Source organism: Alicyclobacillus fastidiosus, from assembly GCF_026651875.1.
Lineage (GTDB): Bacteria > Bacillota > Bacilli > Alicyclobacillales > Alicyclobacillaceae > Alicyclobacillus > Alicyclobacillus fastidiosus.
On the sequence record NZ_CP104067.1, the window covers coordinates 163202 to 180054 of the forward strand.

At 50.4% G+C, this 16853-nt stretch carries 15 protein-coding genes; 12 read left to right on the top strand and 3 right to left on the bottom strand.

Annotated features, from left to right (window positions below; all coding sequences use genetic code 11):
• The first annotated feature begins 48 nt into the window (after window positions 1-48).
• Both NZD89_RS00695 and NZD89_RS00700 read left to right on the top strand, forming a co-directional pair.
• Window positions 49-210: a hypothetical protein gene (locus NZD89_RS00695; protein ID WP_268005967.1), complete on the top strand. Its 162-nt coding sequence runs from the start codon at window positions 49-51 to the stop codon at window positions 208-210.
• Window positions 211-417: 207 nt separating this feature from the next.
• Window positions 418-681, top strand: a complete 264-nt coding sequence (locus NZD89_RS00700; RefSeq protein ID WP_268005968.1) for an aspartyl-phosphate phosphatase Spo0E family protein — start codon at window positions 418-420, stop codon at window positions 679-681.
• 138 nt (window positions 682-819) lie between these two features.
• On the opposite strand, the gene NZD89_RS00705 is transcribed toward NZD89_RS00700, so the two are convergent.
• The 3 genes from NZD89_RS00705 to NZD89_RS00715 all read right to left on the bottom strand — a co-directional run bounded on the left by NZD89_RS00705 (window position 820) and on the right by NZD89_RS00715 (window position 3981).
• A complete protein-coding gene (locus NZD89_RS00705; RefSeq protein WP_268005969.1) occupies window positions 820-1659 on the bottom strand; it encodes an AraC family transcriptional regulator in 840 nt (279 codons plus the stop codon).
• 90 nt (window positions 1660-1749) lie between these two features.
• Window positions 1750-2631, bottom strand: a complete 882-nt coding sequence (locus NZD89_RS00710) for a phytanoyl-CoA dioxygenase family protein (protein WP_268005970.1) — start codon at window positions 2629-2631, stop codon at window positions 1750-1752.
• Window positions 2632-2733: 102 nt separating this feature from the next.
• Window positions 2734-3981 carry an MFS transporter gene (locus tag NZD89_RS00715; RefSeq protein ID WP_268005971.1) on the bottom strand — a complete coding sequence of 416 codons (1248 nt, stop codon included), beginning with the start codon at window positions 3979-3981 and terminating at the stop codon, window positions 2734-2736.
• A 232-nt stretch (window positions 3982-4213) separates the two neighbouring features.
• Between NZD89_RS00715 and NZD89_RS00720 the strand changes: the two genes are divergently transcribed.
• The 10 genes from NZD89_RS00720 (at window position 4214) to NZD89_RS00765 (ending at window position 16836) form a co-directional block, all read left to right on the top strand.
• Window positions 4214-5242, top strand: coding sequence for a LacI family DNA-binding transcriptional regulator (locus NZD89_RS00720; protein ID WP_268005972.1), 1029 nt, complete (start codon window positions 4214-4216; stop codon window positions 5240-5242).
• 36 nt (window positions 5243-5278) lie between these two features.
• Complete coding sequence (locus NZD89_RS00725; RefSeq protein WP_268005973.1) at window positions 5279-5893, top strand: YesL family protein; 615 nt, start codon at window positions 5279-5281, stop codon at window positions 5891-5893.
• 19 nt (window positions 5894-5912) lie between these two features.
• A complete protein-coding gene (locus tag NZD89_RS00730) occupies window positions 5913-6854 on the top strand; it encodes a carbohydrate ABC transporter permease (protein WP_268005974.1) in 942 nt (313 codons plus the stop codon).
• Between the two features lie 90 nt (window positions 6855-6944).
• A complete protein-coding gene (locus tag NZD89_RS00735) occupies window positions 6945-8306 on the top strand; it encodes an ABC transporter substrate-binding protein (RefSeq protein ID WP_268005975.1) in 1362 nt (453 codons plus the stop codon).
• 68 nt (window positions 8307-8374) lie between these two features.
• On the top strand, window positions 8375-9259 hold the full coding sequence (locus NZD89_RS00740) for a carbohydrate ABC transporter permease (RefSeq protein WP_268005976.1): 885 nt from the start codon (window positions 8375-8377) through the stop codon (window positions 9257-9259).
• Between the two features lie 132 nt (window positions 9260-9391).
• A complete protein-coding gene (locus NZD89_RS00745) occupies window positions 9392-10900 on the top strand; it encodes an alpha-glucosidase/alpha-galactosidase (RefSeq protein ID WP_268005977.1) in 1509 nt (502 codons plus the stop codon).
• A 50-nt stretch (window positions 10901-10950) separates the two neighbouring features.
• Window positions 10951-12249, top strand: coding sequence for an alpha-glucosidase/alpha-galactosidase (locus NZD89_RS00750; RefSeq protein WP_268005978.1), 1299 nt, complete (start codon window positions 10951-10953; stop codon window positions 12247-12249).
• Window positions 12250-12455: 206 nt separating this feature from the next.
• Complete coding sequence (locus tag NZD89_RS00755) at window positions 12456-14186, top strand: PucR family transcriptional regulator (RefSeq protein ID WP_268005979.1); 1731 nt, start codon at window positions 12456-12458, stop codon at window positions 14184-14186.
• Between the two features lie 157 nt (window positions 14187-14343).
• The gene (locus NZD89_RS00760) at window positions 14344-15675 is read left to right on the top strand and encodes a purine-cytosine permease family protein (protein WP_268005980.1); all 1332 of its coding nucleotides are present in this window, start codon (window positions 14344-14346) and stop codon (window positions 15673-15675) included.
• Between the two features lie 72 nt (window positions 15676-15747).
• Complete coding sequence (locus NZD89_RS00765) at window positions 15748-16836, top strand: S-methyl thiohydantoin desulfurase family protein (RefSeq protein ID WP_268005981.1); 1089 nt, start codon at window positions 15748-15750, stop codon at window positions 16834-16836.
• The last annotated feature ends 17 nt before the right edge of the window (window positions 16837-16853 follow it).

Consider the following 16853-nt stretch of genomic DNA (forward strand, 5'->3'; position numbering starts at 1 on the left):
GCGGTGTTTATTTGGTTTTTTGTGTTACTGTTCAGGAGGCGTACGAGCTTGGACAAGCTGGAAGTGGCGTACTGTATTAAATGTTCTTGTTTTAAGGATAGAGAGCAAATGGTACAGATATTCAAAACGGGATTTGTACGTGTAGACGGCGTAGACTTTCCTATGGGAATTTGCGATGAACACGGTGAGTCTGTTTCGGAGACGGAATGACGAACGCCATGTGGTCAATGTATTCGGAACACAGTATTTGGAATGTGAGTTTTAAGGGAGAATGTACAGGTTTTAGGGATAGAATGCGCATACAATGTGAACAATTTAGATTCTGCGCGATATGACAGCCTTCGACATGATTCATGTGATATCTTATCTTGGTGTCGACCGTCGACACAAAACTATGGGTAAGGGGCGCCTATCGTCGTGGCACTAGGTGTAGACACAGTGGATGAGTTGCGTGAGAGCATGATTCGTCTAGCCGAAGAAAAAGGGAGTCTGACACACCCGGATGTTGTCGAGATGAGTCAGCGGTTAGACGTGTTAATCGCGAAAATTCAAGCGAAACGTTTCGACGAATATCGAGCTGAAATGGCGAAGCACAAACGTCGGGCTCGCCCACTTTGGACTACTTACAAATATCCAATGAAACAGGTTATTTTTCAACAGATGTCAACGGCCCTGCGCTGAACGCGGGATGCTTAGATCGACATCCTGCCCCGTCATACCGTGATGGAATGAGGGAGGCCCCTGTAACCTTTTCTATAAAACCACCGAAATCCACGTGGATGAACGATCGAGAACATTGATGACGCAACGAGCACGCCCTCACCGGTCTACAACGTGGGCGTCCAGCAAGTGCTCCTCCTCTGGCTGTGCACAGTGCGAGACAACGCCTGACTGTTGTAACGTTCGCCACTCCGTCGGTGCGGCGTTCTCTACGCGTTGAAACCAGGCGCTAAATGAGTGAAGGGACGCAAATCCGATCGTCTCTGCAATCTGTGACATGGACTCTTTCGTCGATCTCAACAACCACTTCGCCTCTTCCAACCGACACTTTTGCTGATATTGCTTCGGAGACATCTGATAGTAGGTCTTGAACAATCTGCGAAACGTAGACTCGGCCATGCCTAACCTCGTAGCGAGATCGGCCATACGAAGTTCCTCGGATAAGTGAGAACGAATGTATTCTGCAGCGTCTTCCATCGTGATGGGCACGTCCTGGGATTTCGATTGGTCGGCGAGAAAGACAAAGAACAACTGCAGCCAGGTCTCAAGCATGGCTTGATTGTTCCGGTTCACTCGCGAGGCGACATATAGCCAATTTTGGAACATTGATTCGTACAGCGCGATGTCATGTCGAGACAGCCTTAATACATTTGACTCATGGCGCTTGGTCAGACGATAAAACTCGTCAACCAACCGCTGGGACAGAGGACCGGCCTGGATGATTCCAAAGCGGATGGGGGCGGTGGCCCAGTAGCGATGTGGAACGTTCGGTGGGATTAGCACCAGGCTACCCGGGGATAGAGGGATGGTAGTCCCCTGACATTGGAACATCCCGGTTCCATGGAAGACTGCTGACACTTCGTAGTCGTCATGATGGTGGAACCCCATGTCCCAGTCACCTGCTTCTGATGCCAATCCGGTCCGAACGCGAACGTTCAATTCTTGACACCTCCACTAGCGGCAGCAAAATATTGTGGAATCACTGCAATGGGTCGTCAGTCATCACCACAGGCACGGAGCGGGTCTTTTTCAGACGCCCCACTTTTGGCGAGCCTCTTCCATGCTCACGGTTTTCCCTTTGCTCCAAGCGTAGTGCATTTTCGGTTTCTCTCCATACCACCGTTCGTCGACAGGCTCAGAGGCCAACTGATATCTGGTGTCCACGCTAATACGGTAGCGATTGGACGTGTTGGTCACCGACCCGTGCATGATATACATCCCGAAAATGATGGCGTCACCAGCTTGAAACTCTGTGGTAGCCCATTGACCGCCGAATTTATCGACAACTTCGATTGGATCGTTTGAGAACCAACCAACGACATTGTCGCGATCGACGTCCATTTGACCGTATGTCTCTTTAATCTTGTCAAAGTGCTGCGAGCCTAGGCAGAGTGCAAGACCTCCCATTTCGTAGGACACATCACCAATTGGCGTCCAAGTCGTATATACATTCTTGGTGCCACGGCCCATGTACACGATGTCGTAGTGGGCACCCGAGAACTCGTTTTGTGGTACACCCCGAAGCCATTTGACGTCATAGGTGAGGGAGGGTCCACCCAGGAATTCGTCAAAGAAGCCCATCACGCGGGGGGAGTTAACCACATCCAAGAGACGCGGCATCTCCAAGTTGAGGCCTTGACTCATAAAGCCTTTGTTGTCGGGGCCGATGATGCCCTCTTCCAACGGATAACTAGAATCCAGTTTCCCCTGTTCATAGAGTCGTTCTAGCACCTCGCGGCGGGCGCGTAGGACCGCCTCTCGGTCGTGAAAGCCTCGAATGAGCAAGTAACCATCCTCTTGTAACCGGTTTCGCAAGGCATTGACGTCGCCCAAGAGGTCATTTGCGTCTCGTAACTCCGTGAGATAACGGCTTCCCATATCCAGTTCCCGTTGGCCAATTTGAACTCTCATCGTGGCTCCTCCTTCAATTTCCTGAGTGGCCTTAGTGTATCTCCGAACCAATTTGCTGTCTTTAGAGAAATCGTTCGATCATTTACTCAAATCGCTCAAACATCATTGTACATTTGTAATCGATGGTGGAGACGAAGGGTGCACCAATCGAAAGCGATGATAAACCACCCATGCAATACCACCCGCAACACCCGTGACGGCGAACATCGCTGTAAACGACACGTGTTCAATAAAAATGCTTCCAGCAATTGTACAAACAGATGACACAATGAGCGTGACTACGGTGTTAATACTGATACACATCGGCAACCGTTCGCGTGGGACGCTTTCAATCATCAACAGCCCGTTACTCAAGCTATAGCCGCTTAAGCATAGATTGGTGAGGCTAAATGCAACATAGACGACCCACAAGTAATGAAGTCCGATCACGAGAAAGCCAGCCACCCCTCCAAAGACTGCGGAGAGAATCAGCACCGCCGAGTGACCGTATCTGTCACCGAGCAGACCAAACACGATGTTTCCAACGATGTTGACGATGCCCGTCATCGCCGTGAACAGAGCGATGTCCTCCGCGCGTGCGTGATATGACCGGATGGCGTATAAAGCGTAGTATGCCAGGCTCACTTGCGAGATGACCATGAAGGAGCTGCCAAGAACAATTTGCTTAAACTTTGCGTTCTCGCGCAGCGCCGCAGGAATGCGTCGGAAGTACTGGATGTAGTTGAGCTTTACCTCTGAAACTTGATCCGGTATTTCCTTCATGAATGCAAAGGCTGTCGCATCCAGCAATAGAAAAACAGCACCGATTGCAAAAATGATGGTGTAATTGTAGGGAAATGCAATTTTTCTCAGAAACAGACCCGTTACATACGAAGCGCCGAGCGCCAGTAGATTGCCGATGGCAATGCTGAATCCGCGCAGCCTTCCTCGTTGTTGTTCTGAAATCATCTTGGCAAACAGCGTCATATAGAACGTGCTATATGAGCCGACGAAAAAGTTAAATACCCCCCAGCAGACGAGGAAGAGATCTACCATGGCGTGAGCGTGGTGCTTTGCGAGTACTGGAATACTGAATATAAAGGCTAGAAGAAAAAAGCGTTGAGTGTAGAGCAGGCGTGTAAACGCCTTTAATTTGTACGGAAGATTGAGTACCTTGTTGACAAACATCGGTTGCGAGACAACAGCGCCAATCGACACCAATGCGTTGGCTAGACCGATTTCAAATGTGGTGGCGCCAAGCCCTGACAAAAAATACGTGATGACCGCGTTAATCGACAGAAACGTCATTGCAATGGTGAAAAGGGAGGGATCGATAAAAATCAGCACATAATTCATTCGGTTGTGGTCCACTGTGACAAGCCCCTTATCAAACAAATATCAGATTACTAAATATTTTCTAAGTATTTAACAGGATTATCGCATGAAAATGTTATTTGTCGATCTCGAAATTCAGACTATTTTGCTTGCTAAAATACGAATTTGACCAACCTGATTTCTCTCGCTCCACAAAAGAAAAAACATTGACGCAATATTTACTCAATATTAGAATGATATCAATCAAGAATTGAAGGGAGGGTAGCAATTGGCCACTCTTAAAGATATTGCACGCGAGGCAAATACCTCCGAATCTACGGTCTCCCGGGTTTTAAGTGGGGATCAAACCTTTTCGGTGGCAAATGAAACCAGGTCACGCATTTTAAAAATCGCTAACCGACTGAATTACCGTACGAGTAGAAGGCGTCAAATCAACCAAGCGCAGCACATTGCGAAAAGTATTGGGGTTGTGCAGTTTTGGGATAAACAGGTCGTTGAGCACTGGGACCAGTTTTTTCTCTCCATCCGTTCGGGAGTGGAACGGGAGTTGACAAACCTAGGGTTGGGCTCCTCCCAAGGCATCCGGATGTACTATCGCAATGACTCCTTTATAGACATCAACCAACTAGATGGCTTGATTGTCATTGGTGAAGATGCCGCATTTGGCCCGGATGTCTATGCTTCAACACAAAACGTGGTGTTTATTGATTGCCAAGCTACTATCGACAAATACGACTCCGTCATCATTGATTATACGAAGGCCACGCGTGAAGCTTTGAATTACTTGTTTGGTTTGGGGCATCGTGAAATCGGCTTCATCGGTGGGACCCAAATTGTCGAGAGAGCGAATGAGCGTGTACATGCCTTTGAGAGTTTCATGCAGGAGCGGGAACTCCTACGCCCTACTAACATCTACGTTGCCGACGGGTGGATGGTCAACGATGGTTACGAAATGATGAAACAGGCTATTCAATCCAAAGCGATGCCGACTGCATTTTTTATCGCCAGTGATTTGTTGGCTATCGGTGCAATGAAAGCACTTAACGAGGTGGGGATGTCTATTCCAGATGACGTATCCATTGTTGGGTTTAATGATATAGAGATGGCTCAATTTATTAGCCCTCCTTTGACCACTATAAAAGTTCACACGGAGACAATGGGAAAGTTGGCTGCGAAACTGTTGCGCGACCGACTGAACGGTAGAGATATCCCAGTCACCTTGACGGTTTCCACTCAATTGGTTGTACGCGGGACTTGTTCAGAAGTTCGCAGCGAAAGAGCAGGTGTATTAGGTTGATAGTGTCAGATTTACGAGTGAAAGGAGGGAGAGCAAGTGTGGAAGGGCCGTATTGTCGGAGTGTGGAGTAGAGCAGGAACCATCATTGCGAACCTGTTTTTACTCAATGCGCTGTGGATTATCTGCTCCTTGCCAATTGTTACGATTCCTCCTAGCACTGCGGCATTGTTTTCCACAGTGCGCAGTTGGATAGAGGGCGAGGAGGTAGTCATCGGACCCTATTTTTCTAGCTGGAAACGATACCTGAAAAGCAGCTACATCGTGGGGATACCGACCTTGTGCATCGCGTTCATCCTGTATTGGGAGTTGGCGTATTACGCAAAAAACCATAGTGATGTTGCGCTGATGATGTTGAGCGTCTGTATTGGTTTTACCATCGTCTTTATATCGGCTGTCATGCACCTGGGTCCACTGTTAGTCTCTGTCCGCCTCTCATTCTGGGACCTGGCACGATTGGCGTTTTTCACGGGTATCAAAAACTTCTTTTTGTCTGTTGTAACCGTTTTCCTGGCTTGGGCAATGGTGATTGTGGCCATCGTGACGTCGAAAGTTGCCATCGTGATTGGTCTTGTGCCCGCTGCGGCATGGTTGAACTGCTACATCACCTTGAGATGTCTCCGGTTGCGCCAGAAAGAGGTACCCACAATCTGACTGAAGAGTAGGTGGTTTGGTGAGTTACTCAAATGAAGCGATGGCTTTAAAGAGGCCAAGAAAGCGGATTCAGGTAAACCGTGCAAGATTGCGGAGAAATCGGATTACGGGCTGGTTGTTTATATCTCCATGGGTCATTGGATTTTTGGCCTTCGCGCTATTTCCGTTTCTAGCATCGTTGTATTACAGTTTTACAAACTACGACATTATCTCCTCACCACAGTGGATTGGTCTGAAAAATTATTCCAATTTGATGCATGACCCGCTATTCTGGCACTCTCTCTACAATACGTTGTATTACACCATCTTCTCGGTACCACTCTCTACGATTGTAGCTCTAGGTATTGCCTTGTTGCTGAATATGAACGTTCGAGGACTAACCATCTATCGCACTGTGTTTTATTTGCCGGCGATTGTCCCGTTTGTGGCATCTTCCGTGCTTTGGATTTGGTTGTTTAATCCCTCTTTCGGGTTCCTCGATGCGTTGCTGCGTGCGGTTGGGCTCCCGGCTCCTGGATGGCTCTATTCGGTTCATTGGGTAAAACCGTCGTTGATTCTGATGAGTCTCTGGGGTGTTGGTCAGACCGTTGTGATTTACCTGGCCGGGTTACAAGGGGTCTCCAAGGATCTATACGAAGCGGCCATCATTGAGGGGGCCAACGCTTGGCAAAGGTCTATCAAAATTACGATTCCGATGATTAGCCCAGTCATTTTATTCAACGTAATTATGGGACTAATCGGATCATTCCAATTCTTCACACAAGCATACGTCATGACGCAAGGTGGACCAGACAACGCTTCGATGTTCTTCGCACTCTACTTGTACCAACAGGCGTTCCAGTACTTGCATCTCGGCTATGCCTCAGCAATGGCCTGGTTGCTGTTCGTTCTGATTCTCGTTGTCACTGTACTGGTCTACAGAGGCTCTTCCAAATGGGTTTACTACGGCTCAGAACAATAATCGTGTGAGCACGGAGATTCGACATGAACTTGGCGACCACTGTGCCAGGCACAGTTGAAGCACATACGAATTTTAGGGGGTTACTGAAGCATGGCTATGAAAACGTGGAAATTGAGTACGGGGTTGTTGTCTGTAGTTGTGGTTGGTGCTAGCACAGTCGTGCAAGGATGTGGAACGGCATCGACCTCTAGTTCGGGCTCGAAAGACACCTCGAGTTCCAGCGGCGGGGTTGTGCAACTCACATACTGGAATATGTGGTCAGGAAAATGGGAGCAAGTCGTACAAAAGATGGTCGACCAATTCAATGCCACCCATCCAAACATCCATGTAAATATGCTTGCAGTTCCCTCAGCAAGTGGGGACCAGAAGCTACTCACGGCCATTGCAGCTGGGGATCCACCAGATGTCTTCACCGAGTGGAACGCTTCCATTGGTGAATTTGCCGCAAAAGGTGCGGTGATGAACCTAGATCAGTTTATGACCGGCAAATACGCTGGGTTAAAAAATTGGTTCTATCCTTCGGTGACCCAGTTTGGAACCTACAATGGCAAGCTTTATGCGATGCCGTGGACCGAAAACACGTACGCTTTGTATTACAACAAGACGATGATGAAGCAGGCTGGACTCAATCCTAACGATCCGCCAACGACTCTCGCACAACTGTTCACGGTCCAGAATAAGGAATGGAAGTTTGGCAACGGCGGCGTCGTGACACAGATGGGATTCTACCCTAGTGGAAACTTCGAACATTTAATGCCGGCCTTCGGCCTAAGCGGTAGCGACCTGTTCACGAACGGGAAATACAATTTGTTAAACACGAAGGCCGAAAATGATATGTCGTATATTGCTCAGTTTAAGAAATACCCCTACTCACAAGTCAGCGCATTTACAAGCGGATTGGATTCTGCTGGAGGCGGCTCGACAGATGCATTCGATATTGGTAAGGAAGGATTTACGATTTCGGGCATGTGGGAGATGGGTCAAATTCAGGCGGATGACCCAAGCTTAAGTTACGGTGTGGAGCCCCTCCCGGTGGGACCAGGAGGGAACGCGAACTCTACGTGGATCAACGGAAACTACAATATGATTCCGTCGGGCTCGAAACATCCAGAGCAGGCTTTTGAATTCATCTCCTGGCTGGCTGGCTACGAAAATGCCGCATGGGCTGCAGAAGCTTACCCAACGGGTGGATGGGTTCCGAACTCGCCTGAGATTACCAAGCAACCTGCGTATCAGAAGTGGCTTTCACAAGACCCGGTGCGCAAACAATTTGTGAATGTCCTCAATAGCCCGAAGTCGACCACAGACCCTGTCACACCTGCAGCGATGTTGTATGAAACACAGCTTACCAATGCTGAGGACTATGTGTTACAGGGCAAGAAGAGTGTAACGCAAGCTTTGTCGGACTTGCAGAACCAAGCAAACCAAGAACTCCAAAACGATGCCAAGTAGTGAGTTGAGGACGGTTGCTCCTTTTGGGGCAGCCGGAACTTCGAATTGAAAGTTAGGAGGATAGCTCAATGAGTACACAACCCGGGACTATCCAATTAGGTAGTCAACCTGTCACCCGCAAGCCAAAGGTGAAACGGCACTTAGCCAGTTTCACGAAACATGCGGTTCTCATCTTACTAGGGATTGGGTTTGTTTTCCCACTGTTCTGGATGATTTCTACTTCGATAAAACCTAGTTTCGAGCAGATGTCATGGCCGCCTGTTTGGATACCGCATCCGTTCGACTGGGCGAACTACCCGAGTTCGATGAAGTTTGAACCATTTTTTCACTATATCTTAAATACACTTTACTATTGTGTAGCCACCGTGATTGGGACCGTGTTGTCATGCAGTGTCGTAGCATATGGATTTGCACGCATTGAATGGCCAGAGCGAGGTTTTCTGTTCTTTCTCATGCTAGCCACAATGATGCTTCCGTTTCAGGTGACGATGATTCCGCTGTTTATTCTATTTAAGAACATCGGTTGGGTAGGGTCGTTCAAGCCACTGATCATCCCATCGTTTTTTGGGAATGCCTTTCAGATATTTTTGCTGAGACAATTCTTTATGACCATCCCTAAATCACTTTCTGAGGCTGCCTACATGGATGGGGCGAGTGAGTTCAAAATATTTTACAAAATCATTCTGCCTTTAGCGAAGCCAGCGTTGGCCACCGTAGCGCTGTTCCAGTTCATGTATTGCTGGAACGATTTCTTGGGCCCCATTATCTACTTGAACAATTCTTCGCTGTATACCATTTCGCTAGGGCTTCAGCAATATGTGAGTTCTTACGGTACACAGTGGGGACTATTGATGGCCGCTTCCACGGTTGCCACGCTGCCCTTAATTATTTTGTTCTTCCTCACGCAAAGGACGTTCATTGAGGGAATCGCTATCACTGGACTCAAGGGTTGAGCTTGAGAATATTTCTCGGGAAAGGATGTGATTGCTCGGTCCTCCATAAATGAAAGTATCATTCACAAGTGATTGCAGTAATATAGCACCGGTTTCCTAGAGAAGAGAAGTTTACGAGAGGATGGTTTTCGCATGTCGTTTAAAATTGCGTTCATCGGTGCTGGCAGTATCGGCTTTACGAGAGGTTTGTTACGAGACCTGTTGTCCGTTCCAGAGTTTCATGACATTGAAGTGGCCTTTACGGACATCAATCCGCACAATCTCGATATGGTGACACAACTCTGCCAACGGGATATTCGTGAAAACGGATTAGACATAGAAATTTCTTCCACAACGGATCGGCGAGAGGCACTGAAAGACGCTCGGTACGTATTCGTAGTGGTTCGGATTGGCGGACTTGAGGCATTCCAGTTGGACGTCGATATTCCTCTCAAATATGGCGTTGACCAGTGTGTGGGTGACACCTTGTGTGCTGGCGGAATCATGTACGGTCAACGGGGCATCGCCGAGATGCTGCAGATATGTAAAGACATCCAGGAGGTCGCGGAACCAGGGTGCTTGATGCTCAATTACGCCAACCCCATGGCGATGATGACGTGGGCTTGCAACAAGTATGGCGGGGTAAAGACGATTGGCCTCTGCCACGGCGTACAAGGCGGCCACGAACAAATTGCCAAGGCACTTGGCTTGCCGCAGAACGAAGTGGACATCATTTGTGCGGGCATTAACCACCAAACTTGGTATATCCAAATTAAGCACAACGGAGAGGACCTTACCGGAAAGCTGTTGGAGGCATTCGAGAATCATCCGGAGTTCAGTCAGACCGAAAAGGTCCGCATCGACATGCTGAGGCGTTTTGGCTATTACAGCACGGAGTCCAACGGACATTTGAGCGAGTACGTTCCATGGTATCGTAAACGGCCGGAGGAAATCTGCGATTGGATTGACCTAGGTACTTGGATCAACGGTGAGACAGGTGGGTACTTGCGGGTATGTACCGAGGGGCGTAATTGGTTTGAGACAGACTTCCCGAATTGGATGAACGACCCAGCCATGGTTTATTCGCAAGAGACGCGTGGTCGTGAACACGGATCGTATATTATCGAGGGTCTAGAGACCGGCAGAGTGTATCGAGGTCACTTTAACGTCGTAAATAACGGCGTCATCTCCAATTTGCCAGACGATGCCATCATTGAGGCGCCTGGTTATGTTGATGGGAATGGGATTAGCATCCCGCACGTCGGCGACCTACCTCTCGGATGCGCAGCCGTCTGCAATGCGAGTATCTCCGTTCAACGGCTTGCGGTCGAAGCGGCAGTTCATGGGAACGATACGTTACTTCGACAGGCGATGATGATGGATCCGCTCGTAGGCGCAGTCTGTAATCCACCAGAAATTTGGCAGATGGTAGATGAAATGCTGGTCGCCCAAGAGAAATGGCTTCCTCAGTACAGTGGGGCAATTCAGAAGGCGAAAGGGCGATTGAGCTCTGGGCAGTTGCTTCCTACCCGTCAGTACGAGGGGGCAGCTAGGCTAAGAGTGAAAACTGTGGAAGAAATGCAGGCGGATCGGATAGCCGCAAACAAAAATGCAGGCGAGTCCGACAAGGCGCAAGAGCGTCCTGCACTGAATACGCATTAATCTTAAAGTTCTGATGGTGTAATAAACTCTTAAGAACGGAGAGGATTTTGTTGAACAAGATTACCTTTATCGGTGCTGGGAGCACAGTGTTTGCAAAGAACGTGTTGGGGGACAGCATGTTGACCCCGGCGCTTCAGGGCTTCGAATTTGCATTGTACGACATCGATATGGAGCGGCTGCATGATTCCGAAAAGATGTTGAACAACTTGAAGGAGAGCACCCACAGCCATGTGCATATCAGGGCGTACGAAGACCGCCAGGAGGCACTGCGCGGCGCCAAGTACGTCGTGAACGCGATTCAGGTCGGAGGATATGATCCCTGTACAATCACCGACTTCGAGATTCCCAAGAAGTACGGATTGCGACAAACGATTGCCGATACAGTCGGCATCGGCGGCATCTTCCGCAATCTGCGCACCATTCCTGTGATGCTTGACATCGCCAGAGATATGCAAGAGGTGTGCCCCGACGCTTTATTTTTGAACTACACCAACCCGATGGCTGTTTTGACCAACGTGATGAATACTTATGGGGGAATTCGCACGGTCGGGCTATGTCACAGCGTTCAAGTGTGTGTACCCCATCTATTTGAAAATTTAGGGATGGATCCCACGGGCGTACAATCGAAAATTGCCGGCATCAATCATATGGCCTGGTTGCTCGAGGTCACCAAGGACGGTGAAGATCTTTATCCGGAAATTAAGCGGCGTGCACGCGAAAAACAGTTGGAGAAACACGATGATATGGTCCGACTCGAACTCATGTTGCGATTTGGCTATTACGTCACGGAATCCTCCGAACACAATGCGGAATACCATCCATACTTTATCAAGAAAAACTATCCGGACCTCATCGAGCGTTTCAATATTCCGCTTGACGAGTATCCAAGACGGTGTGTCAATCAAATTAACAGATGGAAATCCATGCGGGATGAACTGGTTCAAAATAAGCAATTATCCCATCAACGGACTCATGAGTACGCTTCGTATATTATGGAGGCTATGGAGACCAACGTTCCGTTTAAAATCGGCGCAAATGTCATGAACACCGGCCTTATCCCGAACTTGCCGCGGGAAGCTTGTGTGGAAGTCCCGTGTCTCGTCGATTCAAGCGGAGTGACACCTACCTATGTGGGGAATCTTCCGGCACAGTGCGCGGCGCTGAACAGAACCAACATCAACACGCAGTTGCTGACCATCGAAGCCGCCATCACAGGTAAACGGGAGCACATCTATCACGCGGCAATGCTTGATCCGCACACTTCGGCGGAGCTGTCACTGGACGATATCGTATCTCTCTGTGACGATTTGATAGACGCCCACGGCAAGTGGTTGCCACAGTACAGGTAAACAAAAACATATCGTCGCCGTTGCACGGCCGGGGGATGACCCACGGCCGTGCAACCGCGTCTCGAACTCCCACACCAACCGCAAGTAAGCGCTGTCCTCCACAGGTGAACACGTCCGTAGTACAATAAATCAACTCACAGTGAGACTCAGACTTGCGAGCGATACGGTGACTGACAGGTGAGACCTGTCGAAAGGGAGGCGTTCACGTGATTTCTGTGCGAGAATTTGTGGCTTCTCTTGCATATCCAACTGAGTTGTTGGCCGGTGGCGCCGGCTGGGACGAGTTATGCCGCGACATCATCTTGTTGAGTGACGAAAAAGTCTGGTTACAAAATACGGAAAACAGTGAATTTGCGGACACTTTGGTGTTTGTCAAGGCACACGTGTTCCCTGCGTACTCCTCGACCTTCGACTTACTCCTTCGTTTTTTCCAGCAAGCCGGCGTCGTTGGGATCGTCTTTCAGGGTGGCAAACGATCCGATTTTTCCAAGGCGACACTCATGCTTGCAGACCATTTAGGCTTACCGCTCGTGTGGATTGACGCCCCCATCAATTACTCCGTTTTCGCCCGCCAATTCTATACGATTTTTGTTCAGAGAACCCAACAGGTGCGGCAGCGGATTCGACAGGTGCGGGGGCGATTGGAAGCGGCGTTTCACGAATCCTTTACGTTGGACGCATGGATGGACACCATCGAGCACGAACTCTTCGTCACGGCGACGCTGCGGCTAACGGATAGGGGACAGCTAGGGTTGCTTAAAGCAAAGTGGCAATCCCGCGACGGGCGGCGAACCCTTCAGGTTCCGATTCAGGTGCTACACCAAGCGTTCCTCCTTGAGTTGCTCCCACACGAGCCATGTCCGTTACTGCACGCGGATGAAGAGCTTTTGTGGATAGAAGAATTTACGGGGGTGCTATCCGCGCAGACCGGCTACTTTCTCCTCGCTGAGCTTCCTGGGCTTGCGTCGCAAAGCGAGTGGGCCTGTTCCTTTGAGAGTGCACTGTACTACTCGGTATCGCGTTTGCCTGTCATTCGTGCGAACGACTTAGGGGATCTCACGCGATCCGCCGCTCAGATGCCCGAATTGCATGAGTCATTGTCCGCCCGTCGCCGTCTGGAACTCATTTCTGCAAATCAGGTCCATTCTGTCGGACTGCTCTGGGTGAGCAGTTCAGGAGACGGAGTCGACCGTCGGCAACGGATTCACCGAATTGCGGACAGGCCTTATGCGTATCGCTCATTTTCACAAGTTACGTTAAACCTGCGCGAGCAGGCGTTGAGACTTTGCGAAGACTCGCGCTATGCATTTGGGACGCAGTCCGCGTTGACGTCTTGTGTACCGTGGAAAGATTGGCGGGATAACGAAGGGGTCGTCTTATTCTGCTTCGGACTTCCACGCAATGGCGTGAATGGCGTAGAGCAGATGGTTCGTGAGTTGATCCACCAATTGGAGATCCGGTTGCAGACTTCTTTGCGGTCTTATTTTGTTCGAAGAAATGTGGTGGGGATGTCCCACGCAGCCGACCTTCTACAGGTGGCAGGCGCCATGACGGAGCGGTCGTACGTCGATTTTTTGAGTGTTTTATCGCAGACGAAATCGGTTCAATTCGCAGACCATAGCGGGGATGTCGTCAACCGCATCCTTCCTGCTCCAGCAGAGGATTCATCTTATGAGCACGTCCTGCAAGTACTCAAGCCATTGGTTGAGGACAAGGGAAACTTCCCTCTGCTCGAGGCACTAGAGGCGTACCTGGAATGTGGAGCCAAGATGCAGGCCGCCGCCGAGAAGCTATACTTACATCGCAACACGTTGCGATACCGCCTGAAGCGCGCGGAAAAGCTTTTGAACGTCAGCCTTGATGACGACCAGATTCGGTTTACGTACCAACTAGCTATCCGCACATGGCGCCTGCGAAATCCAAGTCCCCTATCCTGAGGATGTTTATGAAAATACCTCCAAATGTACGGGGAGTTTTGTGCGGCGTGCACAATCTCGCCTGTTTTTTTGTTCGTTCTGTAACTATATCCAGAATTCAATGTAAATTACGATAAATCAAACGGCAGGACAAAACGTAAAAGAGGAGGAATGAGGCATGAATCAGGCGGATCCGGCTGGTCAAAAGCTGGATGACTACTCCCTGTCTAGAGTTCCAGACAGTGAACGGCGGCATTGGTTTGGGATAGCGACCATGCGCTTCGGTCAGATGTCGGCCCTTTCGCAGTTTCTCTTAGGAGCGACGCTCGGATTTGGCATGAACTTTTGGCACGCATTCTTCGCACTCACACTCGGCGCTGTCATCTTGGAAATCATCTCTATCTTTGTCGGCATTGCAGGTATGAAAGAGGGACTCAGCACGACGATGCTCGTTCGCTGGACCGGATTTGGCCGACTCGGGTCGGTCATCGTCAGTATTGTCATCGCCATTTCCCTTGTTGGCTGGTTTGGTGTGCAAAATCAAGTGTTCGCAGACGGATTAAACCAGTTACTAGGTGGTCCAATTTGGTTGTGGTCGATTGTCACTGGCGCGCTTGTCACGGTGGTCGTCATTTACGGATTTTTGTCCATGGGCTTTACGGCTTACATCACGGTACCGCTCTTCATGGTGATTGCCTTCTTCTCGATTGGGCGCGAACTCACGCATTACTCCTTCGGACACCTCGTCTCGATGGGGGCGCCGGGCCCTGCTCTTACGCTCGGAGCAGCTGCTAGCATGGTCGCTGGAGGCTTCATTACCGGGGCTATCATTTCCCCGGACATGACGCGTTATAACCGTTCCGTAGCCGGCGTGATTAAACAGACCGTCCTAGGTATCACCCTGGGCGAGTATGTCATCGGGTTGATTGGCGTGTTGCTTGCCCACGCGACGAAATCCGCAAACGTCATCACCATCGTCATGTCGACGAGTGGTGTGATCGGGACGGTCGTCCTCGTGACGGCAACACTCAAAATTAACGACTGGAACCTGTATTCATCGTCACTTGGCATCGTCAACCTGTTCGATGTCGTCTTTCGCAAGCGAATTAGCCGGGTCGGCGTAACCATTTTGTTTGGGGCTGTCGGAACGCTGTTGTCGGTACTCGGCATTCTGGACCAGTTCGAAGGATTTCTTACGCTGCTAGGCGTCGCCGTGCCCCCTGTTGGCGGCATCATGGTGGTCGAGTACTTTCTCATCCGGAGGTATAAAGACGAACTTCAATCGTCCCGGGAGCGAGGCGTATTGCCTAGCGCGTACGAATCCTGGAATCCGATCACGCTCGTCTCCTGGATTGGAGCGTTTCTCGTCGGCGAATTGGTGAAGTGGGGAATCCCCTCTATCAACTCATTGGTGGTAGCGGCCGTGGCCTACTACGTTCTTAGCAAGCTCGTCAACCGCAATCATTCGGTTACTTATGGCCGGGTAGAAACCAAGGAGTTCGCGAACTAAACACTGGGGAGACACGCGTAGAACTGCCGTGTCTCCCAAGGATCGTTTATTTGACAGCTAGGTGGTGACGGAATGAGAAGACTGATTCATGCACGCGACATCGACTATCTCGCGCTTGGCGCTACCGTACTGGGTACGGGTGGCGGAGGTGACCCGTATATTGGCGCACTGATGGCCAAGCAGGCGATTGAGCAATACGGCCCGGTTGAACTGATCTCCATCGATGAATTGGCCGACGACGACCTCGTCATTCCGTCGGCGATGATGGGCGCGCCAACCGTAATGGTGGAAAAGATGCCTAGTGGGGATGAGCCTGTCAAGGCGTTCACACAGTTAGAGAAGTTTCTTGGTCGAAAGGCGGCCGCGACGGTGTCCATCGAGGCGGGGGGACTCAACTCTACGATTCCGTTCGTCGTCGCGGCGGAGTTGGGGATCCCCCTGGTCGACGCCGACGGCATGGGCCGGGCCTTCCCGGAAATCCCCATGACTGCGCTGCACTTTGGCGGGATCCCTGCAACGCCGATGATGGTCGCGGATGAGAAGGGGAATACGGTGTTGCTGTCGACGGTCGACGGCGCATGGACAGAGGCGCTCTCGCGCAATGCCACGATTGTGATGGGTGGATCTTCGATGCTGGCACTGTATGGTGCCAACGCACGCGACATGCGTCCGAATCTAATCCATGGAACGCTCTCCACCGCGATAAAAATCGGAGAACTGTTGGCGGCCAAAGAGGACGCAGCGATTCGACTGGACAAACTGCTCAAATTTACAGACGGAGTGGAACTGTTCCGCGGCAAGCTGACTGACGTCATGCGCAGGACGGTAGGCGGATTCGCCCGTGGAACCGTCACGCTGGAAGGGACGGCGGGGGATGCTGGTTCTATCTGCCGGATCGAGTTCCAAAATGAAAACCTTATTGCAATGCGGGATGGGGAACCGATGGCGACCGTACCGGATCTCATCACCGTACTTGATCAAGAAACGGTCCATCCCATTACGACCGAAGAGTTGCGATACGGGCAGAGGGTTATCGTCATTGCCATGCCGTGCGCGCCGGTCTGGCACCGACCGGAGTGCCTGGAGTTAGTTGGCCCCAGGTACTTTGGATACGACTTCGACTTTAAGCCGCTGCGGCAAGTTGCGGAGCACGCGGATTAAATTAGACACCAGGGTAT

What these genes read in the sequence shown, in the direction of transcription:
- NZD89_RS00710 (WP_268005970.1), bottom strand. Translation starts at nt 2,631, where the DNA reads ATGAGAGTTCAAATTGGCCAACGGGAACTGGATATGGGAAGCCGTTAT.
- NZD89_RS00735 (WP_268005975.1), top strand. Translation starts at nt 6,945, where the DNA reads ATGGCTATGAAAACGTGGAAATTGAGTACGGGGTTGTTGTCTGTAGTT.
- NZD89_RS00740 (WP_268005976.1), top strand. Translation starts at nt 8,375, where the DNA reads ATGAGTACACAACCCGGGACTATCCAATTAGGTAGTCAACCTGTCACC.
- NZD89_RS00745 (WP_268005977.1), top strand. Translation starts at nt 9,392, where the DNA reads ATGTCGTTTAAAATTGCGTTCATCGGTGCTGGCAGTATCGGCTTTACG.
- NZD89_RS00760 (WP_268005980.1), top strand. Translation starts at nt 14,344, where the DNA reads ATGAATCAGGCGGATCCGGCTGGTCAAAAGCTGGATGACTACTCCCTG.
- NZD89_RS00765 (WP_268005981.1), top strand. Translation starts at nt 15,748, where the DNA reads ATGAGAAGACTGATTCATGCACGCGACATCGACTATCTCGCGCTTGGC.